Genomic DNA, 24,501 nt, shown 5'->3' with positions numbered 1-24,501 from the left:
TTTTCAGGCAAGCGCTTCTGAGAGCACCTGAACGGAGCAGAATGACGCCAACCGGCGTGCGCCCGAGGAGTGTCCCGAACCGTGTCCAAAGCCGTGCCGAAAGCTGCCCCGAACGCTGAGCTCGCCACCGTCCAGCCCGTCGAATCGCTCGTCGTGCCGGAACTGCTCGATGGCCGCGACGGCACCAATCGCGGCGCGGCGGAAAACTCGCAGCTATCGGCGCGCAACGACCTCGACGCCGTGCGCGCCTGGCTGTCCAATTACGCGGACACCAAGACCACCTTCGACAACTACCGCAAGGAAGCGGAGCGGCTGCTGCTGTGGGCCGTCGTGCAGCTCGGCAAGCCGCTGTCGTCGCTGACGCACGAGGATCTGCTGCTGTTCAAGGCGTTCATCGCCGATCCGCAGCCGGCCGCGCGCTGGGTGTCGGCGAACGGCGGCAAGTACGCGCGCGGCGACGCACGCTGGCGGCCGTTCAACGGGCCGCTGTCGCCGGCCAGCCAGCGCCAGGCGCTGATCATCCTGAACGCGATGTTCACGTGGTTCGTCAATGCCGGCTATCTGCGCGGCAATCCGATGGCGCTCCTGCGACAACGCGCGAAGCGCTCGGCGCCGCGCGTGACGCGCTATCTGTCGACCTCGCTGTGGGACGAAGTGAAGCTGTTCGTCGAGCAGCTGCCGCAAGATACCGATGCGCAACGCGCGTACTACGCGCGTTGCCGCTGGCTGACCACGCTGTTCTATTTGCAGGGCATGCGCATTTCCGAGGTGGCCGGCGGGCAGATGGGCCAGTTCTTCAGAAGGCTCGGCGCCGATGGTCAGGACCAGTGGTGGCTCGAGACGCTCGGCAAGGGCGACAAGGAGCGGATCGTGCCGGTGTCGGCCGAACTGGTTCAGGAGCTGCGCGGCTACCGCACGCTCAATGGCCTCGCCGCCCTGCCGACCCGCGCCGAGGAAACGCCGCTCGTGCTGCCGTTCAAGGGCCGCAACCGCTGCCTGTCGCGCTCGGCGATTCACGACGCGATCAAGCGCATCTTCGCGGGCGCGGCCATGTGGCTGCGTGCGCGCGGTCCCGAATTCGCCGATCGCGCCGACGAGCTCGAGCGCGCGTCGGCGCACTGGCTGCGGCATACGGCCGGTTCGCATCAGGCGGACGGCGGCGTCGATCTGCGCACGATCCGCGACAACCTCGGCCACGTTTCGCTGAATACGACCAGTCTTTACCTCCACACCGAGGACGACGCGCGGCATACCGAGACCGTTAATCGACACCGGATGAACTGGGACGACGCGAAGTCTGAAGACGGCAATGCGGGCGGCAATTAGGCGCGGATCGGGCGGGTGAAACGCGCCGGAATTTTTGCGTCATTTCTTTCTATTTCCCAGTTGGATCAATTCATCAGGCGATGCGCGCCGGGCATGCGTTTGCGCCTGCGCGTTTACCCGCTTGTTTCCCCGCTCGTTTCCCTGTTCGTCGATTCATATCTCAAGAATGCAAAACGCCGACCGTTAAACGGGCGTCGCTCGACAAATAACCAATACAAACCGGGGAATGAACTTGAAAACCATCACCAACGCGCTGTTGGCGTCGGCTGCGTGCGCTACCTTTCTCGCGGGCTGCGTGACCAGTGGGCAAGGCCGGCTCGTCAGCGCCCCGAACCGGGTCAACGAAGTGAGCGTGACCGCGTATCAGCCGTTGCCGACCGATGTGTACGTCGCCAATGTGGTCGATCGCGATGTGGTGCTCGTCGGCGGCGATACGTATATCTGGGTCGTCGGCCGGGACGGCGTCCGGCATCGCCAGTTCTATTCTCATGGCGATCATCGCGCCGAGGTTTTCCATCGCCGTGAGGAACTGCATCGTGTGATGGCGAGCCATGACGGTCATCTGCCGGAGCATCCGGGCGGCGGCGAGCATCCGGGCGGCGCGCATCCGCCGCTCGGGCACCCGGGCGGCCCCGCGCCGGCGATGGCCGCGCACGGACAGCCGCCGCGAGCCGACAGGCACGCCGCCGGACCGGTCAGGTCTGCGCCCGCGACGGCCGCGCACGGACAACCGCGCCGCGCCGACATGCACGTCGCCGGGCCGGTCAGGCCCGCGCCCGCACCATCGGCAAAGCGGGTGTCGAAGGATCCGAAGAAGTCGTAACGTCGCTGATAGGCGCGCTGCCAAAGCGCCTTCCTGCATCGCCCGCTTCCCCCAACTCCCCGCCAATCCCACCCCATTGCCCGCTAGAATTGCCGGCTTTGCCCGCGTCGGGCGCGCCGCAAGGCAAAATACGGGTTTTGCGCGCGCCGCACGCGCGGCCGACCCGGTCGCGAAGCGTCCCCAAACCGTTCTCGGGCCCGGCGGTTGCATCGTCGCCCCCGGGCCGCGCGCCGACCCGCAACATCACAGCCCCGCCCGGCCCGTCAGCTTCGCTGCCCGGCGCACGCGGCGCGGCGAGGACCGCTCGTCCCCAACAGAGCAGATCAGGAGCCTTTATGAGCGATTCGAATCCATCCTTCCTCGGCCGCATTTCGCTGGCCGTCGGGACGTTTTTCAGCATTCTCGGCAATGGCGACTTCGCCGCCGACGTCCTGCGCCTGCGCAACGGCGAAAAGATCGGCGCGGCCCCGGCAGCCGCCCCCGCCGCCACGCCAACCCCGGCCCCCGCCGCCCCGCAACCGAAGCCGCAACCCGCGCCTGTGCTGAAGGAGGCCTCCCCCGACGCCGCGCTGCAACTGCTCGGTCTGCTGCAACGCGACGCGCGCTTCATCGATTTCGTCGAGGAAGACATCAAGGCCTATAGCGACGCCGACATCGGCGCGGCCGCGCGCCTCGTGCACGAAGGCTGCCGCGCGACGCTGCGCGAGCACTTCACGATCCGCCCGGTGCGCGACGAAGCCGAAGGCAGCCGCGTGACGCTGCCCGCAGGCTTCGACGCGAGCTCGGTCCGTTTGACCGGCAACGTGGTCGGCAGTGCGCCGTTCAACGGCAGCATCAGCCATCGCGGCTGGCGCGTCGAGGATGTGCGTCTGCCGAAGCTGGCGGACGGTCATAACGCAAAAGTCATCGCACCGGCGGAGGTGGAGCTATGAGCGACGCACGCTATTCGATCGGCATCGATCTCGGCACCACGCACTGCGCGTTGTCCTACGTGGACACGCACGCGAGCGACGGCGAGAAAACCACCCAGGACGTGCTGTCGATCGCCCAGCTCACGGGCCCCGGCGCAATCGATAATCTGCCGCTGCTGCCCTCGTTCCTGTACCTGCCGCATCCCGACGAACTGGCCTCCGGCGACCTCTACCTGCCGTGGACCGGCCAGCGCGAATTCGCGGTCGGCGAATTCGCGCGCAGCCGCGGCGCCGGCACCCCGATCCGGCTCGTGTCGAGCGCGAAAAGCTGGCTGTGCCATCCGGGCGTCGACCGGCGCGCGGGCATTCTGCCGAACGATGCGCCGCCCGAAGTCACGCGCGTGTCGCCGCTGGAAAGCTCGGTGCGCTACCTGACGCACCTGCGCGAAGCTTGGGACCACGCGAATCCGGATGCGCCGTTCGGCGAGCAGGACGTCACCGTGACGATCCCGGCGTCGTTCGACCCCGCGGCGCGCGAGCTGACGGCGGAGGCCGCCGAGGCCGCCGGCTTCACGCGCATGACGCTGCTCGAAGAGCCGCAGGCGGCGCTCTATAGCTGGATCCAGAAGAGCGGCGGCCAGTGGCGCAAGCAGGTCAAGATCGGCGACATCATCCTCGTCGTCGACGTCGGCGGCGGCACGACCGACCTGTCGCTGATCGCGGTGATCGAGCGCGACGGCAATCTCGAACTGCATCGCGTCGCGGTCGGCGATCACATCCTGCTCGGCGGCGACAACATGGACCTCGCGCTCGCGCACGTGGTCGCGCGCAAGCTCGCCGCGCAGGGTACCCAGGCCGACGCGTGGCAACTGCGCGCGCTCACCTACGCGTGCCGCGCGGCGAAGGAAACGCTGCTCAGCGACCCCGCCACCGACACCGTGCCGCTCGTCGTGCCGAGCCGCGGCTCGAAGCTGATCGGCGGCTCGATCCGCACCGAGCTGACGCGCGCCGAACTGACACAGACCATCCTCGACGGCTTCTTCCCGCAGATCGACAGCGCCGCGCGTCCGGTGAGCCGCGCGCGGGTCGGTCTGACGCAGCTCGGCCTGCCGTATGCGCAGGACGCGGGCATCACGCGGCATCTGGCGGCGTTCCTCGGGCGTCAGGTCGGCGCGCTGGCGGAACTCGAAGGGCTGCGCGAGCATGTCGCGCCCAACGCGAGCTTCCTGCATCCGACCGCGGTGCTGTTCAACGGCGGCGTGTTCAAGTCGGCGCTGCTGGTCGAACGGATCATGGGCACGCTGAACGGCTGGCTCGCGACCGAAGGCGCGGCGCCAGCCCGTCTGCTCGAAGGCGCGGACCTCGATCTGGCGGTCGCGCGCGGCGCGGCCTACTACGGCTACGTGCGGCGCGGCCGCGGCGTGCGGATTCGCGGCGGCACCGCGCGCGCGTACTACATCGCGATCGAATCGGCGATGCCGGCCGTGCCCGGGCTCGAGCCGCCGGTGCAGGCGCTGTGCGTCGCGCCGTTCGGCATGGAAGAAGGCACCGACGCCGAGCTGCCCGCGCAGGAGTTCGGGCTGGTCGTCGGCGAGCCCGTGCATTTCCGCTTCTTCGGCTCGTCGGTGCGTCGTCAGGATCAGGTCGGCACGCTGCTCGATTACTGGGGCCCCGAGGAGTTGCAGGAACTCGAGGAAATCCAGGCGACGCTGCCGGCGGCCGGCCGCACCGCTGGCGAAGTCGTGCCGGTGAAGCTGCACGCGCGCGTGACCGAAGCGGGCACGCTCGAACTCGAAGCGATCCCGCGCGGCTCCGACGAGCGCTGGAAAGTCGAATTCGACGTGCGCGGCAACGCGAATGCGTGATTGACATGAAGCGGTACAGCGTCGGCATCGATCTGGGCACCAGCAACACGGTGCTCGCGTACGCGCAAGCCGGATCGCAGCAGATTCGTGTGTTCGAGATCGAGCAACTCGTGAGCCCCGGCGAAGTCGCCGCGCGGCCGCTGTTGCCGTCGGTGCGCTATCAGGCGGCCGACGGCGAACTGAGCGCGGCCGATCTGCAGTTGCCGTGGTCCGGTGCGCGTGCGGCGTCGGGCCACGGCAAGGACGCGACGCAGCCGGTCGTGGTCGGCCGGCTCGCGCGGCTGCTCGGCGCGCAGGTGCCGGGGCGGCTCGTCGCGAGCGCGAAAAGCTGGCTGTCGCACGCGTCGGTCGATCGCGTCGCGCCGATCCTGCCGTGGGGCGCGCCCGACGACGTCCGCAAGATTTCGCCGCTCGACGCGAGCGCGAGCTACCTCGCGCACGTGCGCGCCGCATGGGACCAGCACTTCCCGAAGGCGCCGCTCGAACAGCAGGACGTCGTGCTGACGGTGCCCGCATCGTTCGACGAAGGCGCGCGCGCGTTGACCGTCGAAGCGGCGCGGCTCGCGGGGCTGCCGTCGCTGCGGCTGCTCGAAGAGCCGCAGGCCGCGTTCTACGACTGGCTGTTCCGGCATCGCGACACGCTTGCCGACGAGTTGGCGGACACCCGGCTCGTGCTGATCTGCGACGTCGGCGGCGGCACCACCGATCTGACGCTGATCGAAGTCGGCCTGTCCGACGACGGCGAGCCGCGCCTGACGCGCGTCGGTGTCGGCAATCATCTGATGCTCGGCGGCGACAACATGGACCTCGCGCTCGCGCATCTGGTCGAGGCGCGGCTGTTGGGTGGTGCCGGCGGCGGTGCGCAGGCGCCGCAACGGCTATCGGCGGCGAGCCTGTCGCAGCTGGTCGAGCGATGCCGCGTCGCGAAGGAGCAATTGCTCGGCGCGCAGGCGCCCGAGTCGGCGCCGGTCACCTTGCTCGGCGCGGGCTCGAAGCTGATCGGCGGCGCGCGCACGACGCAGGTCACGCGCGACGAGGTCGAGAAGATCATCGTCGATGGTTTCTTGCCGCGGGTGGCCGCCGATGAGCGTCCGGGCCGGCCGCGCGGCGCGATCGTCGAATTCGGCCTGCCGTACGCGACCGATGCGGCGGTCACGCGGCATATCGCGGCATTTCTCGAACGTTTCGCCGCGCCGTCGCGCAAGGCCCTGGGCGCGGATTCCAGCACGCCGGACGCATCCGGCACAGCCGCCCTGCCCGTTCCCGACACGCTGCTGCTCAACGGCGGCGTGTTCCGCGCCGACGCGCTGTCGCGGCGTCTGGCCGACACGCTCGGCGGGTGGCGCGGCGCGCCGCTCAACGTGCTACACAACGACAACCCCGACGTCGCGGTCGCGCGCGGCGCGGTCGCCTATACGCTCGCGCGCGCGGGCTTCGCGCCGAAAATCGGCGGCGGTTCGCCGCGCAGCTATTTTCTGGTGCTCGACGAAACGCCGGCCGGCAAAGACAACGCCGAGCCGGACGCGGCGCCGGCGCAACGCGGCATCTGCCTGCTGCCGCGCGGCACCGAGGAAGGTCACGAGATTCTGATCGCGGAGCGCACGTTCGCGCTGCGGCTCGGGCATCCGGTGCGCTTTCACCTGGTGTCGTCGAGCGCGGACACCGCGTATCAGCCCGGCGAACTGGTCGACCTCGCGGGCGGCGACTTCGTGCGTCTGCCGCCGATCGCGACGATCGTCCAGCCACGCGACGGCCATCGCGCTCGCGAAACCGCCGTGCGCATCGCGACGTCGCTGACCGAGGTCGGCACGCTCGACGTCCATTGCATCGAGCTCGACGAGCCGTCGCAACGCTGGCTGCTCGAATTCCAGCTGCGCCACGCCGACGCGCAAGTGGATCTATCCGCCGAGGGCGCACCGCAACGCCACCCGGCGCTCGATCGCGCGATCGAACTGATCGACCGTTGCTTCGGCGCCCGCGCGCAAAACGTCGACCCGAAGGAGATCAAACGACTGCGCGCGCAGCTCGAACATCTGCTCGGCCCGCGCGACAGCTGGAACAGCGCGTTGCTGCGCGAGCTGTTCGGCGCGCTGTGGGAGCGCGCGCGCCGCCGCCGCCGCTCGGCCGATCACGAACGGCTGTGGCTGAATCTGGCCGGCTATTGCGTGCGGCCCGGCTTCGGTTATCCGCTCGACGAATGGCGCGTCGAGCAACTGTGGACGCTGTTCGACGATGGCATCCAGTACGTGAGCGACAGCCAGGTATGGTCGGAATGGTGGACGCTGTGGCGCCGCGCGGCCGGTGGCCTCGGCGAAGATGCTCAGTTGCGCGTGCTCGACGCGATGGACTATCTGCAGAAGGCCGCGCAATCGCGTCACAAGCTGCCGTTCGATGTCGCGAAGACCGGCTTCGCCGATATGGTGCGCCTGTGCGCATCGCTCGAACGGATTCCGGCCGAACGCAAGATCGAACTCGGCGAGGCGGTGCTTGCTCGCCTGAAAAAGCCAGCGGAAAACCATCAAAGCTGGTGGGCGGTCGGACGGATCGGCGCACGCCAGCCGTTTTACGGCAGCGCGCATAGCGTCGTGCCGCCCGAGGTCGCCGCGCAATGGCTCGACGCGATCCTCGCGCTCGACTGGAAGAAGGTCGACCCCGCCGCGTTCGCGGCCGTCCAGATCGCCCGCATGACCGGCGACCGCTCGCGCGATCTGCCCGACGCGCTGCGCGCGAGCGTCGTGCGACGCCTCGAAGCGGCGAGCGCGCCGCGCGCCTGGGTCACGATGGTCAGCGAAGTCGTCGCGCTCGATAACGCCGACGAAGGTCGCGTGTTCGGCGAATCGCTGCCGGTCGGGTTGAAGCTGATCGGCGGCTAAAGCGTGTTGCGCGGCGCGAAGCTCAGTACCGCTCGTGCGGCGTCCAGATGCCCAGCAACGCGCACCCAGGCGGATACCCGTGTGCGCGCATTGCTTCAGCACGCGCCGCTCAATTCGGCACGTTCACGGCGCCATTCGTTGCGGAAATCGCATTGACACCCGGGCTCGCCGCGATCGCCGGCAGGTTGGCCGTGGTCAGCGCCGGTGCGGCTCCGGGCACGCCGCCGCGCGGTATCGTGTGGATCACCTGCGACGGCGGCAACGGCGTGCCGTTCTTCAGATGAGCCCACATCAGGTTGAGCGCCTGAAGATTGTAGTAATGCAACGGCACGAAACGCGTATCAAAACCGGCGACGCCGAGGAACGCGTCAAAGTGCTGAGCGTTCGTGACTTCGTACAGCGCCAGCTTGCTCGCGCTGCCCTCGACCACCTGGTTCAATCCGAGATACGGCCGCGACGCGTGATTGATCGGCACCAGCGCATCCGCGCGTCCTTGCACGATGATGGTCGGCTTGCCATGCAGATTCGCATTCACGCGAATTGCATCGACGCTGGCATTCAACGAACCGCTTGTCCACCGCGCGCGCAGGCATGCGGCGCCCGCGTAGCTCGCATCGGCGGTCGCGAGCCGATGATCGAGCGCGCCGGAGGCGCCCGCGTTGTAGACGAGGTTGATGCCATTGGTCGGCGGCACGCCGTTGCCGTTGCCGAACACCGTCAGCATCGGCGACACCGCCGGCGTCACGCCGGCTGCGCCAGCCGCGCTGGTGGTGCCGAAGCTGAAGTCGCACAGGTTGTCGGCGACACTTGCGCGCGCATACGCATTCGCATAGGTCACGGCGACGGCCGGCACCGCCTGCGAGTCCCACATCGGCGCTTGCAGCAGGTCCGAGTCGGTCTGATAGCCGTTCTGATGCAGCAGCGCGAGCGCGTTGGTGGCCTGCGTCACCGTATCCGTTCCCGCGATCACGCCGGCCGCCGCGAGCGACGCGCAACGCGCGGTGCGCAGCGCGGTGCGCAGCGCGGTGGTGGTCGCGCTCGGCAGCGCGCTCAGATACGGCGCGCCGGTCGCGGCGGGCGCGAGCGCGGCGCACGGCTGCAGCAGGTTCGCGAGCGTCATGTAATCGGCGAGCGGTTTGCCGAACGCGCCGACCGGCACGCCGCCCTGCGCGACCGATACCTGCGGCGCAAGCCGCAGATTGATCTGCGGCTCGCCGACCACCACTGCCGTGATGAGACCCGACGTGTCCTGCTCGGCCGCCGCGAGCGACGCGCCGCCGCCGTTGCTGACCGACGCGGCGATCGTCGTGATGCTGCCGCTCGCATAGCGCACCGTGCGCGTCGAGCCATTCAACGCGCCGTACGAATCGTTGAGCGCCCAATACGCAAACTGGATCGCCTGCAACGTGTTCTTGCCCCAGTCCTGCTCGGGGTTCTGTTGCGAGTGCGCATGCTTGAACGCATAGCGGTTCGGGAACTGCGCGTTGAACGCCGCCAGCGTGCTGCTGCCGAGCTTCGCGGTGAAGAGGCTCGCCGTGCCCGCGGCGGTCGCATCCTGCAACGTGCCGTCGATCAGCGTCACGCGATTCGTCGACAGCTCGTGCGCACCGTTGCCGCTGCCCTTGTCGGTGTAGGCCACCGCGCAGCCGCGCTTCAGGCCCCACTCGCCGGCTGCCGAAATCGCGCCGTACACGCCGCGCGAACCGGACGACGTCGCGGTGACGATGCACGGTTGGTCCGGATTGAAGCTCGCGGGAATCTGCACGAGCAGGCTAACGTTCTGCGCGCCGCTGCCGTCATCGGCATAGGCGAGGTATTCCTTGCCCGCGATCTTGCCTTCGCCGAGCGTGTCGTTGCCGTTCAGGTCGACGTTGGGGCCCCAGAAGCGTCCATAGCCGCCGTTCGCCGTCATGTCGACGAGCGCCCGATAGTTCGACCAGATCGCGAGACGCCGCAATTCGGCGGCCGTAGGTTGCGCCGCATTCGCGATGGCCGGCGCCGTCGCCGATGCGAGGCCGGTCTTGCCGAGGCCCGCGGTCAGCAGATCGTCGCTGTTGCCGTCATAAGATTTCGTCGTCACCGCGCTTTTGATGAAGCCAGGCAGCACGTTGCTCGGCGGCGGTTGCAGCCCGTCGTTGCCGCTGCCACAGCCCGCCAGCACGATTGCGGACGCCATCACGGTCAACGCGGTACCGAGCCTCCAAGGGTTGCGCATGGCCGCCGGGATTTTTTTCGGTGTTGTCATCTGTTCTGTCTCCGTCATTTATACGACGTTGTATTGGCAGCGGTACCCAACTTGTTGCCGACCCCGCTCCATCTGGTTCGCCAGAACGAGATGCTTCGGATACCGATGCATCGCTAGCGTGCATTGACCTCTCTGTGGAGTCAATACACGGTCATACCCTTACATAACGAGCATCAGGATTCGGGCGAAACAGCCGGCCGGCTAGTCGGAATCGGCCATGCGGGTGAACCCGTCGTCGCTCCAGTCTTCGGAGCCGACACCGTGGCGAACGAAGAAAACTCCGTGCGCTCTTCGGGCGTTGACAACCCTGAGCGCACCGTCCGCCGTAACGACCTCCGCTTCGAGCAGTGAAGCAGATGCAATGCCGAATTGTTTGGAGTGCGTTCCAAAACCTCCGCCTTGAATCAGTCCCGCGACTCCCACTGTTCCACAACCGCCCGACGGCGTTTATTCGCGCGCGCGCCTCGATAATCGCGCAGCGGCGTGGCTGCGGCACGTCGCTGCGGTGACAGCGCTTTCAGATGCCCGCTTTACTCACGCTCCGCCCTGCTTGCGCATCTGCCCGATAGCGCGAGCGCGTGCAGCCTCGGCCTCCCGGACGAGCCGGTACGCAACGTAATATTTAAAGACATTGCGCACGTACGTCGTTGGCTCGATGCCGATTTTCTCGGCGACTACGATTTCGACATTGTTGAACCACTTGTTAGGATCGAGACCGCGCGCCGCCGCTTCCTTGCGCATTCTGGCGATCTTTGCGGGTCCTGCGTTGTAGCTTGCGAATGCGAACAGCGAGCGGTCCCGTTCCGAGAAGTGAGCATCGGGAAAGTAACGGGCCATCAGCACATCGAGATATTTCGCTCCCGCATGTATGTTGGACTCCGCCACCCTGATGTCGCCAACCGCAAGTTCCTTCCCCGTGGCTGGCATCAACTGCATGATCCCGATTGCGCCAACGTGACTGCGGGCGCTCTGGTTCAGCTGGGATTCCTGATAGCCTTGAGCCGCCAGCAAAAGCGGATCGAAGCGGTACTGCGCACCGTATTTTTCGAAAAGACCGACCGTCTGCCCGAACCGCTTCAGCTCCGCTGACTCCGTATTGTTGGAGATCTGCTTGATGCGCTTCATTTCCTGCTGCAGGCGGACTTCCGCGACACTCTGCTTCTTCACGTAATTCAGGTAGAAGTCGTTGATCGCGTCCCGCAGTTTGGGGCTCTTGAAGCGCACCGCCCAGCCGATGTAGCCTGCGTCGCGCACCGAAATATCGTTATGCACGACGATTCCAGCCAGTACCGGCGCCCATACCTTTGCCTTCCAGTCGTCCACGACGAGGATCTGGAGCAGCCCGACATTGAGCATCTCCATCGCGTCCTCGTCCTCGAGCGCGTCGGGCAGCGGCACGAGTTTCACCGGAGCTTTGCCTTCCTTGCCAAAACGCGCGTTCAACGCGTTCAGGCTCTCGTAATAGCTGCTGCTGGGCCGCACATGGACCGTCTTGCCGCTGAGATCGTCGAGCTTCGCGAGGGCCGGCGACTTCGGCCCGGTCACGACCACTTCGCGTACTGCTGTCCGGTCACGCGGCGCCACGAAGTCGACCTGCTTCAGGCGGACCTCCGTAACCGTCAGATTGCCCGCGGCGATGTCGCCCCGGCCCGCTATCAGCCCCGGGAGCAACTGGTCGCGAGTCGTCGGAATGATGACCAGGGTGAGCGGACGCTTGCCGAGCGTCGCCCGGTACTTCTTGTTCACATAGCGCTCAAAGTCCCGCATGAGACCGGCGGTCAGCCCACGTTCGTGACCTTGCTCATTCAGATAGAGCGTTCGACTGTAGGGAACCAGCACGCGGATCAGACGCCGGTCGAGCATGGCGTCGAAATCGCCCGTGAACGGTTGATTGCCGAGATCGATCCGGCGCGCCGCGGGAGCCGACGCCGCGGCGGTTGGGGATGCCGGGAGGGCCGACGAGGCGGCCGGCTGCGCGGCGGCACTTTGGGCGGCGACGCACGCCGCGGGGCCGACGATCATGCCTGAGCAGAACGCCGCGATGTACAGCAACGTTTGAATGATGCGCATCGTAAAACACCCTGCTGCCGCACCCGGCGACTGCGTCGACGTTCACTACGCGCATCCATATTGCCACGCTGGCAACGGGTGAAAATGGGACGATGGTCCTATAAGCAATGCGCCATGACTGAAGATAGAGCCGTACCGACGCAATCGCCAACGCCCGCTACGCCATCGTCACGCGATTTCGTCCTTGATGCTTCGAGCGATACAACGCACGGTCAGCGCTCGCGAAACCGTCGCGATGCGCGGGTCGCGACAGGTCGCTGATACGCGTGAGCGACGCGCCAATGCTGACCGTCACCACCCCAAGCGGCGACGCGCGATGCTCGATCGCGAGGTCCGCCACGCGCTGGCGCAGCGTTTCGAGCGTGTCTTCGAGCATCGATGGTTGCGCTTCGAGCACCAGCATTCCGAACTCCTCGCCGCCCATGCGCCCGACCACGATGCGCTCGCTGTCGGCGGCGGCCTGCATCACGGAGGCGACCAGACTCAGACAGTGATCGCCGGCCTGATGACCGTAGGTGTCGTTGTACTGCTTGAACCAGTCGACGTCGACGACCACCGAGCCCATCACGTCGCCGTCGCGCGCCTCCTTCCAGCGGCGCGCGATGGTTTCGAGCAGGAAGCGCCGGTTGTACAACTGGGTGAGCGGATCGATCGCGGTGGCCGTGCGCATCTTCAGATCGTTTTCGATCATCGCGCGCAGGTGGTAAAACACGCCGCGCCGGCCCGCATCGAGCCGGCCCGGCGCCGGGTCCATCGCGCACAGCGCGCCGACGATCTCGCCGTTCGGCGCGCGCAATGCGATCGCCGCGTAAAAGCGCACGAACGGATGACGCTTGACGAGCATGCATTCGCCGAAGCGGCTGTCGTTGTGCGCATCCTCGATCACGAACAGGTCGGCATCGCGCACCGCGTAGTCGGCGAGCGAGCGCGCACGCGTGACGAGCGGCATCGCCATGCCGACCTCGGCGCGATAGTGCTGATGCTCCTCGTCGAGCAGCACGATCGCGGTAATTGCCGCGCCGGTCACGCTCTTCAGAATCTCCGCCGCATGCGTGAAGCACTCGCGCATCACCTGGTCGTCGTGCAACAGCCACTCGATGACCGAAGACTCGACCTCGGGTTCGCCGGCGGCGGTCGAGTCGACTGGCATCCGGCTGGCGAGACGGTCGTTACTGTAAGCGAGTTGCACGGAAGGGTTCCAGAATGGGCTTAGCTTATGTCAACGGCATAGGCGCGCGAAACTTGAGCACAGAATGTGGGATCGCGCCCAGGCGCCGGAGCGCATCCGGGAGCCCCAAAGAAAATGGGCCGGCTCTCGCGAGCCGGCCCATCCATCGATGCGACGTTCAGATAATCAGACGCGCCGCTTTACTCCTTGTCGCCCTTCACCTGCGGCAGCGCCGACGTCTCGTTCGACGACAGCAGGCCCACCTGCGAGTAGATGCGCAGCTTGTCGCGCGTGTCGGTGATGTCGAGGTTGCGCATCGTCAGCTGGCCGATGCGGTCGCGCGGCGAGAACGTCGATGCGACCTTTTCCATCGACAGACGCTCGGGCTGATACGTGAGGTTCGGCGACTTCGTGCTGAGGATCGAGTAGTCGTTGCCGCGGCGCAGCTCGACGCTCACTTCGCCGGTGATCGCGCGCGCGACCCAGCGCTGCGCGGTTTCGCGCAGCATGATCGCCTGCGGATCGAACCAGCGGCCCTGGTACAGCAGACGGCCGAGGCGGCGGCCGTTCTCGCGGAACTGCTCGATCGTGTCTTCGTTGTGGATGCCGGTGACCAGACGCTCGTATGCGATGTTGAGCAGCGCGAGGCCCGGGGCTTCATAGATGCCGCGGCTCTTCGCCTCGATGATGCGGTTCTCGATCTGATCGCTCATGCCGAGACCGTGACGGCCGCCGATCCGGTTCGCTTCGAGCAGCAGCTCGACCGCGTTCGGGAACGTCTGGCCGTTCAGCGCGACCGGCTGGCCTTCCTCGAAGCGGACCGTCACTTCTTCTTTCGCGATCTGCACGTCGTCGCGCCAGAACGCGACGCCCATGATCGGGTTCACGATCTTGATGCCGGACTCGAGGCTTTCGAGGTCCTTCGCTTCGTGCGTCGCGCCGAGCAGGTTCGAGTCGGTCGAATACGCCTTTTCGGCCGACATCTTGTAGTCGAAGCCCGACTGGCGCATGAATTCCGACATTTCAGAACGACCGCCCAGTTCGTCGATGAACAGCTGGTCGAGCCACGGCTTGTAGATCTTCAGGTCCGGGTTCACGAGCAGACCGTAGCGGTAGAAACGCTCGATGTCGTTGCCCTTGTACGTGCTGCCGTCGCCCCAGATGTTGACGCCGTCGTCCTTCATCGCGGCGACCAGCATCGTGCCGGTCACGGCGCGGCCGATCGGCGTCGTGTTGAAGTAGGTGACGCCCGCCGTCGAGATATGAAACGCGCCGCACTGCAGTGCCGCGATACCTTCCGCGACCAGCTGCGCGCGGCAGTCGATCAGGCGCGCGCCTTCGGCGCCATATTGCGTGGCGCGACGCGGGATCGAATCGTAATCGTCTTCGTCGGGCTGACCGAGGTTGGCCGTGTAGGCGTACGGCACGGCGCCCTTCTTGCGCATCCAGTGCAGCGCGGCGCTAGTGTCGAGGCCGCCGGAAAACGCGATACCGACCTTCTGGCCGATCGGAAGACTTTCAAGGATTGTACTCATAAGCAGTAGCGTTAAACTCGACGTACGGGGAGATTTTGGGGGTAACAGCTGAGTATCGGGCAAGCCTGGCGATCAGGCAAGTTACGCGGGAGTATACCGTGAACCGCCGTCCGGCCTTGGATTTTGCCGGTCGGCGCGGCCTCGCGCCGCAATCTCGCCGCGCCGAATTTCCGGATTAATTCACGCTGTATTTGCCGTAACGGGGGCGGATTTATTATCGTCTAAGCGTAGCATCGCGGGTTGCATCAACGCACCGGCCGTTCACCCCTTTCATCCCGTTCATTCCCCTTGCCCGCCGCCCATGACCACGACCACCCCGCGCCCCACGACGAACGCCTCGCTGGTCACCCACGTGCGGCTCGCCGACGGCAAGCGCGCCGAGGTGTCGACCGTCGCGTTTCCGCAATCGGGGCTGCTCGATCGCGTCGCCGCGCGCGGCATGCAGGGGCAAGTGGTGGTCAGTCACGCGTTCTGTCTCGGCGCGCATGCGCCACGCCGTCCGCTACAACAAAGACGTTTTTTGGACTCGAATGATCAATCTTTTTCAGGCCATGCAGGCCTTTGTCAAGGTGGCCGATGTCGGCAGCTTCGCGCAGGCCGCCGGGCAACTGAACGTGTCGACGTCGGTCGTCACGCGTCATGTGTCGAGCCTCGAACAGCATCTCGGCATTCGCCTGTTTCAGCGCACCACGCGCAAGGTCGTGCTGACCGAGGCCGGCGCGCAATACGCGGACGGTTGCCGCGTGCTGCTCGCCGAACTGGAGGAAGTGGAGTCGCGCGCGACCACGGCCTCGCGCGACGTGGCGGGCGACCTGCGCATCGTCGCGCTCGGCAGTTTTTCGCTGTTTCGGCTAACGCCGCTGTTCGCCGAATATCAGGCGCGCTTTCCGCAAGTCAACCTGCGCGTCACGCTAACGGAAAAACGGGTCGATCTGCTCGAAGGCGGCTTCGATGTCGGCATCGTGACCGAGCATATGATCCGCTCGGAGTCGCTGGTGGCGCGGCGTCTGATCAACTCGCACGCGGTGCCGGTGGCAGCGGGCGCGTATCTCGCGCAGGCCGGTCATCCGCAAACGCCGGCCGAACTGGACGGGCATCGGCTGATTGCCGCGCCGTTCGACACGACCGGCCCGATGTGGATCTTCCGCAAGGGTGACGGCGATGCCGAAAGCGCGAGCGAGGACGGCGACGATAGCGGCGAGAGCATCGCCATCGATGCATCGTTCACGGTCAACAGCATGATCATGCAGAAGCAGGCCGCGCTGGGCGCGATGGGCATCGCGCTGCTGCCGCTCGAAATGGTCGAGGACGAGTTGCGCGCCGGCACGCTGGTGCGCGTGCTCGACGGCTATGCGGTGCTCAATGGCGACGTGGCCGTGTCGCTGGTGTATCCGAGCCGCGAGTTCGTGCCGCGCAAGGTGCGCGAGTTCATCGATCTCGCGGTCGGTTTCTTCAAGTGACGCTTCAAGGCCGCTCGCCGCGCGCGAGCCGCGCGTCGATGTCGTACACGACCGGCATCAGATCCGCGACGCTATCGATCACGTAATGCGCGCCCGCCGCCTTCAGCCTGGCCATCGCGGCGTTGCGGCGCGTGGCGAATTCGTCGGCCGGCAACGCCTTCACCTCGGCCTCGCTCATGCCGAACGCGTTGCCGCTCACCGCGACACCGACCGCCCACGTGCCGGCGTTGATGCCTTCCTCGATGCCGACCTCGGTGTCGTCGACCTTGATCGCCTCTTTCGCGCGCCACACGCCGAGCAGCGGCAGCGTCCGGTAGATCATGTACGGTGACGGCCGCCCTTCCGGCGTATCGCCGGTGCACACGATGCTGTCCGGCGCAAAGCCCTGCGCGGCCGCGCCCGGTACGATTTCGTCGATGATCTCGCGGGTATAGCCGGTCGTCGTGCCGATGCGGATATCGTTCTGACGCAAGGCGCTCGCGACTTCGGCGACGCCCGGGATCACCGCGCTATAGCTCGCCGCGACCGCGATGTTCTTCGGCACGAACACGTCGTACACGGCGTCGATATCGGCGTCGGTCGGCGTATGGCCGTGGCGCTCGGCCCAAGCCTGCGCCACGCGCGGCAGCGCCATCAGCGCCGCGATATGCGGCCGCTTGGCCATGCCCATCGGGCCGCGCGCTTCGTCGATCGTGATCGGCACGCCGAACTGCTCGAAGGTCTCGACGAAGGCGCCCATCGGCGCGCGTGAACCGTAGTCGACCACCGTGCCGGCCCAATCGAAAATCACTGCCTTCACGTGTTTCATCTGCTTGAATCCCCAGGAATCCGAATGTATTGGGTTTGCCGTCGCGGGTTTGCTGTCGCGGCTCAGGCCGCCTGCGCGAGCGCCTTGCGTTCGTCGAGCGCGGCGGGCGGCGGCCCCGCGTGCGTGACGCCCATCGTGCGCAGCGCTTGCGCGCAGGCATCGACCACGCGTCGCATCACCTGCTCGTCGACCTGACCGATGCAGCCGATGCGGAAACTGTCGACCACCGTCAGCTTGCCCGGATAGATGATGAAGCCCTGCTCCTTCATCAGTTCATAGAAGCGCACGAACTCGAACGACGGATGCGCCGGCGAAAAAAACGTCACGATGATCGGCGAGCGCCAGCGCCCGTTGAGCAGCGGCTCGAAGCCGAGCTCGTGCATGCCGGCCACCAACACGTCGCGATTGTTGGCGTAGCGCGCGAGCCGCGCGGGCTGCCCGCCTTCGAGCTGGTAGAGACGCAGCGCCTCGAGGAACGCGGCCACCGTATGCGTGGGCGGCGTGAAGCGCCACTGGCCCGTGCGATTCATCACGTCCCATTGATCGTAGAGATCGAGCGCGAGCGAATGGCTGCGGCCTTTCGCCTCGCGCAGGGCGCTCTTGCGCGCGATCACGAAGCCGAAACCCGGCACGCCCTCGATGCACTTGTTCGCCGACGACACGAACGCGTCGCACGCGATCTGCCGCACGTCGAGCGGCACCGCGCCGAAGGCGCTCATCGAATCGATCAGCAGTTTGCGGCCGTGCCTCGCGACCGCGGCTGCAATCTCGTCGAGCGGATTGAGGATGCCCGAGCTCGTTTCGCAATGGATCGCGACCACATGCGTGATCGACGGATCGGCGGCAAGCATGCGCTCGACTTCGAGGCCGCGCGGCGGCAGGTAGTCGCCCTTGTCGAGCAGTCTGCAGGCGCGGCCGAGATAGCCAAGCGTGATCGCCGCGCGCTTGCCGTACGCGCCGTTCGCGAGCACGAGCGCGTGGCCGTCGCGCGGAACCAGGCTGCCGAGCATCGCTTCGACGCAGTAGCTGCCGCTGCCCTGCAGCGGCACGCAGTCGTAGTCGCCCGCGGTGTCGCCGGCGATCTCCAGCAGGCTCGCGCGCAACCCGGCGGTCATCGCGCGGAAGTCGCCGTCCCACGAGCCCCAGTCGCGCAGCATCGCCTGTTTCGTCGATAGTGCCGTGGTCAGCGGGCCCGGCGTCAGCAGATAAGGCTCGCCGCCAGCCGGCGCGGCGCAGGGTGTGGTGCAACGGGTCGATGTTGCCGCGGCTGCCACGGCCAATGTCGCCGCCGAACCGCCGATCGCGCTTTCCATGTCCGCCACTCCGATATCGCTATGTCGATAGCTCACACGATACAGAAGCGTTGTCCATCGGTAAAATCGATATAATCGATGACGGTATCGCAAAAACTTATTTGCTGGCGAGGCACACGTGCAATACGCGCAATTGCGGGCGTTCCATGCGGTCGCGGAACATGGCGGCTTTTCGAAAGCGGCGCAGGCGTTGTCGCTGACGCAGCCGGCGGTGTCGGATCACGTGCGGCGGCTCGAACAGGATTACGGCGTCAAGCTGTTCGAGCGCGGGCCGCGCGGCGTGGAGACGACCGAACTCGGGCTGCGCCTGTTCAGCGTGACACGGCATATGCTCAGTTGCGAGCGGGACGCGCGCCAACTGCTCGAATCAGCGGGCGGGCTGGAGTCGGGTTCGCTATCGCTCGCGGCCGATGCGCCCGATCTCGCCGTCGCGCTGATCGGCGCGTTTCGCCAGCGGCACCCGGGCATCGTCGTCACGCTGTCGATCGCCAATGCGGCAGAGTGCATGCAGCGCGTGCTGTCGAGCGCGGTCGACGCGGCGATCACGGCCGCGCCGCAGGTGCATAGCCGCTTGCAGTCGCGCGTGTTGCGGCGCGATCCGCTGGTCGCGATGGTGCCGGCGAGCTACCCGGCCGCGAAGAAGCGCCGGCTGAGTTACGCGGAGCTCGTCGAACAGCCGATGATCTTCCGCGAGCCGCAATCGGTCACCCAACAACTGCTCGAAATCGAGCTCGTGCGCGAGTCGTTGCAAGTCGAGCCGGTCATGTACGTGGATGGCCGCGAGGCGCTGGAGGAAGCGGTCGCGCAGGAAATCGGCGTCGGCGTCATTGCGCGCGCAGAGTTCAACGAGTCGCGGCGGATCCGGATGGTGCCGCTGCTCGATTGCCGCGTGCAGATGATCGAATCGCTGACGCGGCTCGCCGAGCGGCCGGGTTCGAATCTGCTCGACGCGTTTTTTGCGGTGGAGTTGCCGGGAGCCGAAACAGAGGTCTTGGGGGGCGATGTTCAACGCGCGTAGCTCGCGCGCCGTCGCTGCGAGGAGCGGCGTGGCCTTCATGCTGCCGGCCCCGCCGCCCGCGATCGCCCCCGAATCGTTCCGCGGGTTGCCACCAGCGTTGGCAACCCCTTCAGACTTAACGCGACCCGCCGCTCGCGATCAGGCTCTCGCCCGTCAACCAGCGCGCGTCATCCGACGCGAGGAACGCGACGACATCCGCGATATCGTCGGGTTGGCCGATACGGCCGAGCGGCGTCGTGCTGATCGCCCACGTTTCGAAGTCCGAGCCGATCACGCCGGCGCTGTGGGTGCCCTCGGTCTCGACCATGCCCGGATTCACCGAATTCACGCGGATCTTGCGCGGTCCGAGTTCCTTCGCGAGCACGCCGGTGATCGCATCGACCGCGCCCTTGGTCGCCGTGTAGACCGCGGTGGTCGCCGGCGTGATGCGGGTCACGACCGAGCTCACGTTGACGATGCTGCCGCCTTCGCCCAGATGCCTGGCCGCCGCCTGCGACACGAGCAGCAGCCCGAGCACGTTGACATCGAAGTGCTTATGGAAGTGCGCTTCGGTGATCTCTTCGAGCGCCGCGAATTCATAGACACCCGAGTTGTTGACGAGAACGTCGAGCCGCCCGTACGTTTCGATCGCCGTATCGATGATGCCGTTCGCGTCCGCGGCCTTCGACACGTCACCGCCAACCGCGACCGCCTTGCCGCCCGCCGCCGTGATATCGGCGACCACCTTGTCGGCGCCCGCGCGGCTCGACGCATAGTTCACCACGACCGACGCGCCTTGCGCCGCCAATGCCTTCGCAATCGCCGCTCCGATGCCTTTCGATGCACCCGTTACAACCGCTACCTTGCCTGTGAGCTTGCTCATCATCGTGTCCTTTCAATGGTTCGCGCCGGCATGCCTCGCGAGGAGCCGCGGAGTCCACGCCAATAAAAGCCGGAAATGCAGTGGCGCTGTCACTGATCGTTAATTTAGGCATGGCGCGAGGCCGGATAAAGCGGCTCGAGACGAATTGATACGCCGCTTCCGACGAACAATCGATTCGCATCAGACCTCGATGGCCCCGTTTACGCGTGGCTTACGACGATTGATGCTGTTTGGCTTGCGCCGCGGCGTCGGCGTCGCGCAAGCGCGCGCTGACCGACCGCAAGAGCGGCACGCGGCAGCAGAGACGTGCAACCGCACAAGACTCCTACGGGCAGACGCCACGATCAGGCGCTACACACTCAAAGCGTTTTTATTCACCGCGCTTTTGTTCGCTGCTGAGCAGCAGCGCGATGTGCGCGGCCACGCTCGCGAGCACCGCGAGCGCGCCGAGCGTATCGAGAATAATGGGCCACACGATCTCCCTCCTCCGCGATCCGCTGCTCCCAACGTCTTTTAAACGAATGCGCGCGCCATCGATTGAACGTCCGGGCCGAGCAGACAGATAAAGAACCGCGCACGCGCTGACCGAGCTGCCGCAACCAGCGTGCCGAGTACGATGCCCGCCAGCATCGGCCATAAGCGTTCGACGAGCGCGCGCACGCCCGATCCCGCAAACAGCTGCCACTCGTTGGTGACGAACGACGGCAACAGCATGCGCGAGCTGAATGCGCTGCCGCGCGCGGAAAAGGCGCTCGTGCGTCATCTGGCCGGTATTTAGCGGCGCTGTTGCTATCATTCGTTGCCCTTGCGCAGCGCCGCGACGGCAGCACCGTACCGCAACCGGCAGCGCCCAAGGCGCAGCAGACCAACGCAACGCCAATCGCCGACGCATCACACCTCAGAGGCATGCATGGAATTTCGCCAACTTCGCTACTTCATCGCGGTCGCCGAGGAGATGAACATCACGCGGGCGGCCAATCGTCTGCATATGACACAGCCGCCGCTGTCGCGGCAGATCCAGCAGATCGAGGAAAGTGTCGGCCTGCCGCTGTTCGAGCGCGGCTCGCGGCCGTTGCGGCTCACCGAAGCCGGCCGCATTTTCTACACGCAGGCGAAACGTCTGGTCGATGAAGCCGACGAGCTCGCGCCGCTCACGCGCCGGCTCGCGCAACTCGCGGAACGCATCGTGATCGGTTTCGTACCGTCGACGCTGTATGGCGCGCTGCCCGCGGTGATCCGCTCGTTTCGCGAGGCCGCGCCGCACATCGAGCTGTCGCTGATCGAGATGTTCACGATCGAGCAGTTGGCCGCGCTCAAAGGTGGCCGCATCGACGTCGGCTTCGGCCGGCTGCGCTTCGACGATGCGCAACTCGCGCGCGAAGTGCTGGTCGAGGAACGGATGATCGCCGCGTTGCCGCAGGACCATCCGCTCGCGCGGCAAAAGAAGCCGCTCACGCTTGCCGCGCTCGCCGAGGAAACGCTGATCGTCTATCCGAGCACGCCGCGGCCGAGCTATGCTGACCAGCAGATCTCGGCAATGCACGATCAGGCGCTGGAGCCGAAAGCGATCCATGAAGTGCGGGAGTTGCAGACCGCGCTAGGGCTGGTCGCCGCGCAGGTCGGCGTGTGTCTCGTGCCGGAGAGCGTCGAGGGCTTGCGCGCGCATGGCGTCGCGTACCGGCCGATTCCGTCGGCAAGCGCCGCGTCGCCGATCATCATGAGCCGGCGCCTGCAGGACGAATCGCCGGCGACGCTGCTGATGTGCTCGCTCGCGCGGCAGTTGTTCAAGCGCGTTTGAGCGCCGCGTGCGTGAGCACGGCGACGCGGCGCCGCGCGCCCGGTCAACAGAGCGAACCGTCGACGGCAAAGCCGCCCCGCACAGGCGACAATGCCTTCACCTGGCTTCCCGCACGGAGTCTTCATGAAAGCGCAGCGTCCGCGGCCTCCGCACTTTCCCGCCGAACCTACGCGCGCCGAATGGCGCGAGCACCTGCTGCCCTACTTCATCACGGCGCTGCTGATCGCGTTAGCGATCGTGCTGATCGTCTGGATCGCCAATCCGGCGCCGCCGCGCACGATCACGATCAGCGCCGGCCCGCGCGACAGCTCGTTCGTCGTCACCGCGAACCAGTACCGCAAGATCCTCGCGCGCAACGGCATCCGCCTGAACGTGCTCGAATCCGAAGGTTCCGTGCAGAACCTGCAGCGGCTGCTGGATCCGAAGCAGCACGTCGATATCGCTCTCGTGCAGGGCGGGGTGGCCGAAGGGCTCGATACTTCGTCGCTGGTGTCGCTCGGCAGCGTGTTCTATGTGCCGATCGTCGTGTTCTATCGCGGCGCGGCGCTCACGCAACTGGCGCAGCTCGAAGGCAAGCGGATCGCGGTCGGCCGCGAAGGCAGCGGCACGCGGCTGCTCGCGCTGCAACTGCTCGCGGCGAACGGCATCGAGCCCGGCGGCGCCACCACGCTGGTGCCGAGCGACGGCCTGCAGGCCGCCACGCAGCTGGTTGCCGGCGAGGTCGACGCGGCGATTCTGAGCGGCGATTCGGCAACGCGCGGCCTGATGCTCCGGCTATTGCGCGTACCCGGCATCTCGGTGATGAATTTCGACGAAGCGAGCGCCTATACACGCGTCTTTCCGTTTCTCGACCAGATCGACTTGCCGCCCGGCGTGCTCGATCTGAAGCGGCGCATTCCGCCCGAGACCGTCCACCTGATTAGTCCGACGGTCGAACTCGTCGCGCGCAGCACGCTGCATCCGGCGATTTCGGATCTATTGATCGAGGCGGCGCAGGAAGTGCACGGCGCCGCGGGCCTGTTGCAGCACGCCGGCCAGTTCCCGAACCCGGTCGAGCACGAATATCCGATCAGCGAAGACGCGCAGCGCTATTACCGGACCGGCAAGGGCTTTTTGTATCGGACGCTGCCTTTCTGGCTCGCGAGCATCGGCGATCGCACGCTCGTCCTGCTGTTGCCGGTCGCCGTGCTGCTGTTGCCTGCCATGCGCGTGATTCCGGCGCTGTACCGGTGGCGGGTGCGCTCGCGCATCTATCGTTATTACGGTTGGCTGATCGCGATCGAACGGCACGCGCTCGCCGGCGCAACCGACGAGGAGCGCACGCAGCTACTGGGGCAACTGGACGAGATCGAGGCGGCGCTGAGCCACCTGCGCATGCCGCTCGCGTATGCGGATGCGTTTTACGTGCTGCGCGAGCATGTGGGATTCGTGCGCAGCCGGTTGACGGCTGCGCCGCCCGTCATGGCCTCGTGATCGAGGCCATGACGGGCTGTGCCAAGGTTAGGCTTGGGAGGGAGGCGAGGCGGGAGCGGTGGCTTGCGGTTCGTGTTGCGCGCTGGTCTGCGCCTGGGTGTCCGCGCTCCCGGCGGCATCCGCCGCTACGGCTTCCGGCGACGCAGCAGCGGCATCCGCTTGGCGGGCCGCTTGTTCCGCGACTGCCGCTACCGCTGCTTCGGCCTGCGACTCTTTAGCGGCCGCGCCCTCGGCCGGTGTACCTGCATCGGTCGGCGCATTCGCACTTGCCGTCGCGGTGGCGGTCTTCTGCGCGCCCTTCGCCGCACGATGCGCGAGCAGGCGCTGAGCACCCGCCGCTTCCTGCGCCGTGACCTTGCCGGCTTCGACGCCCGCCAGGTCGACGCGCGCCGCGCCTTCGACGAGGCTCTTCCAGTAGCGCCCGCCGCGGCACCACGTCTTGATCGCGTCGCGCAGCTCGGCTTCGCTCAGCGACAGTTCCTTCGCATGCACGACGAGGTCTTCGAAAATGCCGATCTTCAGCGGCAGCTTCGGGGCCGGATTCTTCGGGAAAGCGACCGGGAAACGTTTTTGCAGACGACCGATCGAGCGCACCACCGGGTCCACCGGCTTGGCGTCCACCGCCGGCTTGGCGGGCGCGGTGTGGCGCGCCGGCTGCGGGCCGCCGGTTCGCGTACCCGGCTTGCCGTCCGGGCGAGCGCCGGCCTTTGCGGCCGGCTTCGCGCCGGGCCGGCCACCGGGCTTCGTGCCCGGATTGACGCCACGGTCGGCATGTGAACCAGGATGTGCCGCTGAATTTGAAGCGGGCTTGCCGGCGGACTTCGAAGCGGGGCGCGCGGCCGATTTGCGGTCGGGCTTGCCGGCGGACTCTGCGGCGGCGCGCGCCGCGGCCAGTTGCTTCTTCAGTTCAGCGAGTTGTTCGAAACCCATAGTGCACAACCAATCTGTCGATC

18 protein-coding genes are annotated in these 24,501 nt (G+C 66.7%); 10 read left to right on the top strand and 8 right to left on the bottom strand.

Going from position 1 to position 24,501, the window contains the following annotated elements; all coding sequences use genetic code 11:
* The first annotated feature begins 81 nt into the window (after positions 1-81).
* From F6X37_RS22325 to F6X37_RS22305, 5 genes are all read left to right on the top strand, one after another.
* Positions 82-1,326, top strand: a complete 1,245-nt coding sequence (locus tag F6X37_RS22325) for a tyrosine-type recombinase/integrase (RefSeq protein WP_187612776.1) — start codon at positions 82-84, stop codon at positions 1,324-1,326.
* Positions 1,327-1,552: 226 nt separating this feature from the next.
* Entirely contained in the window at positions 1,553-2,149 is a 597-nt protein-coding gene (locus F6X37_RS22320) for a hypothetical protein (protein ID WP_187612775.1), read from the top strand.
* Positions 2,150-2,484: 335 nt separating this feature from the next.
* Complete coding sequence (locus tag F6X37_RS22315; RefSeq protein WP_187612774.1) at positions 2,485-3,081, top strand: DUF2760 domain-containing protein; 597 nt, start codon at positions 2,485-2,487, stop codon at positions 3,079-3,081.
* Positions 3,078-4,925: an Hsp70 family protein gene (locus F6X37_RS22310; protein ID WP_187612773.1), complete on the top strand. Its 1,848-nt coding sequence runs from the start codon at positions 3,078-3,080 to the stop codon at positions 4,923-4,925. The genes F6X37_RS22315 and F6X37_RS22310 overlap by 4 nt, the downstream gene beginning before the upstream one ends.
* A gap of 5 nt (positions 4,926-4,930) precedes the next feature.
* Complete coding sequence (locus F6X37_RS22305; protein ID WP_222944906.1) at positions 4,931-7,798, top strand: Hsp70 family protein; 2,868 nt, start codon at positions 4,931-4,933, stop codon at positions 7,796-7,798.
* A 109-nt stretch (positions 7,799-7,907) separates the two neighbouring features.
* Here the strand turns inward: F6X37_RS22305 and F6X37_RS22300 are convergent, their stop codons facing one another.
* The 4 genes from F6X37_RS22300 to argG form a co-directional block, all read right to left on the bottom strand.
* Positions 7,908-10,043, bottom strand: a complete 2,136-nt coding sequence (locus tag F6X37_RS22300) for a D-(-)-3-hydroxybutyrate oligomer hydrolase (RefSeq protein WP_222944905.1) — start codon at positions 10,041-10,043, stop codon at positions 7,908-7,910.
* A gap of 534 nt (positions 10,044-10,577) precedes the next feature.
* Entirely contained in the window at positions 10,578-12,113 is a 1,536-nt protein-coding gene (locus F6X37_RS22290) for a transglycosylase SLT domain-containing protein (RefSeq protein ID WP_090805199.1), read from the bottom strand.
* Positions 12,114-12,270: 157 nt separating this feature from the next.
* Positions 12,271-13,302, bottom strand: coding sequence for a diguanylate cyclase (locus F6X37_RS22285; RefSeq protein WP_311540826.1), 1,032 nt, complete (start codon positions 13,300-13,302; stop codon positions 12,271-12,273).
* 179 nt (positions 13,303-13,481) lie between these two features.
* Complete coding sequence (gene argG / locus F6X37_RS22280) at positions 13,482-14,816, bottom strand: argininosuccinate synthase (protein ID WP_090805205.1); 1,335 nt, start codon at positions 14,814-14,816, stop codon at positions 13,482-13,484.
* Between the two features lie 530 nt (positions 14,817-15,346).
* Between argG and F6X37_RS22275 the strand changes: the two genes are divergently transcribed.
* Entirely contained in the window at positions 15,347-16,276 is a 930-nt protein-coding gene (locus F6X37_RS22275; RefSeq protein ID WP_090805804.1) for a LysR family transcriptional regulator, read from the top strand.
* A 4-nt stretch (positions 16,277-16,280) separates the two neighbouring features.
* Here F6X37_RS22275 and phnX read toward each other — a convergent pair whose 3' ends face one another.
* Both phnX and F6X37_RS22265 read right to left on the bottom strand, forming a co-directional pair.
* Entirely contained in the window at positions 16,281-17,084 is an 804-nt protein-coding gene (gene phnX / locus F6X37_RS22270) for a phosphonoacetaldehyde hydrolase (RefSeq protein WP_187612771.1), read from the bottom strand.
* A gap of 62 nt (positions 17,085-17,146) precedes the next feature.
* Positions 17,147-18,397 (bottom strand): 2-aminoethylphosphonate--pyruvate transaminase, encoded by a 1,251-nt coding sequence (locus tag F6X37_RS22265; RefSeq protein ID WP_222944904.1) that lies wholly within the window; start codon positions 18,395-18,397, stop codon positions 17,147-17,149.
* 118 nt (positions 18,398-18,515) lie between these two features.
* Here F6X37_RS22265 and F6X37_RS22260 point away from each other — a divergent pair, with 118 nt between their 5' ends.
* Positions 18,516-19,415: a LysR substrate-binding domain-containing protein gene (locus tag F6X37_RS22260; protein WP_187612770.1), complete on the top strand. Its 900-nt coding sequence runs from the start codon at positions 18,516-18,518 to the stop codon at positions 19,413-19,415.
* A gap of 115 nt (positions 19,416-19,530) precedes the next feature.
* Here the strand turns inward: F6X37_RS22260 and F6X37_RS22255 are convergent, their stop codons facing one another.
* On the bottom strand, positions 19,531-20,277 hold the full coding sequence (locus F6X37_RS22255) for a glucose 1-dehydrogenase (protein WP_187612769.1): 747 nt from the start codon (positions 20,275-20,277) through the stop codon (positions 19,531-19,533).
* A 616-nt stretch (positions 20,278-20,893) separates the two neighbouring features.
* On the opposite strand from F6X37_RS22255, the gene F6X37_RS22250 reads away from it, so the two are divergent.
* From F6X37_RS22250 to F6X37_RS22240, 3 genes are all read left to right on the top strand, one after another.
* Positions 20,894-21,055 (top strand): hypothetical protein, encoded by a 162-nt coding sequence (locus F6X37_RS22250; RefSeq protein ID WP_187612822.1) that lies wholly within the window; start codon positions 20,894-20,896, stop codon positions 21,053-21,055.
* Positions 21,056-21,187: 132 nt separating this feature from the next.
* Entirely contained in the window at positions 21,188-22,075 is an 888-nt protein-coding gene (locus F6X37_RS22245) for a LysR family transcriptional regulator (protein WP_187612768.1), read from the top strand.
* Between the two features lie 123 nt (positions 22,076-22,198).
* Positions 22,199-23,548 carry a TAXI family TRAP transporter solute-binding subunit gene (locus tag F6X37_RS22240; RefSeq protein ID WP_187612767.1) on the top strand — a complete coding sequence of 450 codons (1,350 nt, stop codon included), beginning with the start codon at positions 22,199-22,201 and terminating at the stop codon, positions 23,546-23,548.
* A gap of 27 nt (positions 23,549-23,575) precedes the next feature.
* On the opposite strand, the gene F6X37_RS22235 is transcribed toward F6X37_RS22240, so the two are convergent.
* The gene (locus F6X37_RS22235) at positions 23,576-24,478 is read right to left on the bottom strand and encodes a ProQ/FinO family protein (protein ID WP_187612766.1); all 903 of its coding nucleotides are present in this window, start codon (positions 24,476-24,478) and stop codon (positions 23,576-23,578) included.
* Positions 24,479-24,501 lie beyond the last annotated feature (23 nt).

The organism is Paraburkholderia sp. 31.1 (genome assembly GCF_014397645.1).
GTDB classification, from domain to species: domain Bacteria; phylum Pseudomonadota; class Gammaproteobacteria; order Burkholderiales; family Burkholderiaceae; genus Paraburkholderia; species Paraburkholderia tuberum.
Note: the sequence above shows the minus strand (reverse complement) of the source record. Positions and strands in the feature narration are given on the sequence as shown.

Excerpts from the sequence above, each read along its gene's own strand:
- F6X37_RS22315 (WP_187612774.1), top strand. The coding sequence starts at position 2,485 with ATGAGCGATTCGAATCCATCCTTCCTCGGCCGCATTTCGCTGGCCGTC.
- F6X37_RS22250 (WP_187612822.1), top strand. The coding sequence starts at position 20,894 with ATGCCCGCCAGCATCGGCCATAAGCGTTCGACGAGCGCGCGCACGCCC.
- F6X37_RS22300 (WP_222944905.1), bottom strand. The coding sequence starts at position 10,043 with ATGACAACACCGAAAAAAATCCCGGCGGCCATGCGCAACCCTTGGAGG.
- F6X37_RS22320 (WP_187612775.1), top strand. The coding sequence starts at position 1,553 with ATGAACTTGAAAACCATCACCAACGCGCTGTTGGCGTCGGCTGCGTGC.
- F6X37_RS22290 (WP_090805199.1), bottom strand. The coding sequence starts at position 12,113 with ATGCGCATCATTCAAACGTTGCTGTACATCGCGGCGTTCTGCTCAGGC.
- F6X37_RS22265 (WP_222944904.1), bottom strand. The coding sequence starts at position 18,397 with ATGGAAAGCGCGATCGGCGGTTCGGCGGCGACATTGGCCGTGGCAGCC.
- F6X37_RS22235 (WP_187612766.1), bottom strand. The coding sequence starts at position 24,478 with ATGGGTTTCGAACAACTCGCTGAACTGAAGAAGCAACTGGCCGCGGCG.
- F6X37_RS22245 (WP_187612768.1), top strand. The coding sequence starts at position 21,188 with ATGGAATTTCGCCAACTTCGCTACTTCATCGCGGTCGCCGAGGAGATG.
- F6X37_RS22305 (WP_222944906.1), top strand. The coding sequence starts at position 4,931 with ATGAAGCGGTACAGCGTCGGCATCGATCTGGGCACCAGCAACACGGTG.
- F6X37_RS22255 (WP_187612769.1), bottom strand. The coding sequence starts at position 20,277 with ATGAGCAAGCTCACAGGCAAGGTAGCGGTTGTAACGGGTGCATCGAAA.
- F6X37_RS22240 (WP_187612767.1), top strand. The coding sequence starts at position 22,199 with ATGAAAGCGCAGCGTCCGCGGCCTCCGCACTTTCCCGCCGAACCTACG.
- F6X37_RS22310 (WP_187612773.1), top strand. The coding sequence starts at position 3,078 with ATGAGCGACGCACGCTATTCGATCGGCATCGATCTCGGCACCACGCAC.
- F6X37_RS22275 (WP_090805804.1), top strand. The coding sequence starts at position 15,347 with ATGATCAATCTTTTTCAGGCCATGCAGGCCTTTGTCAAGGTGGCCGAT.
- phnX (WP_187612771.1), bottom strand. The coding sequence starts at position 17,084 with ATGAAACACGTGAAGGCAGTGATTTTCGATTGGGCCGGCACGGTGGTC.
- argG (WP_090805205.1), bottom strand. The coding sequence starts at position 14,816 with ATGAGTACAATCCTTGAAAGTCTTCCGATCGGCCAGAAGGTCGGTATC.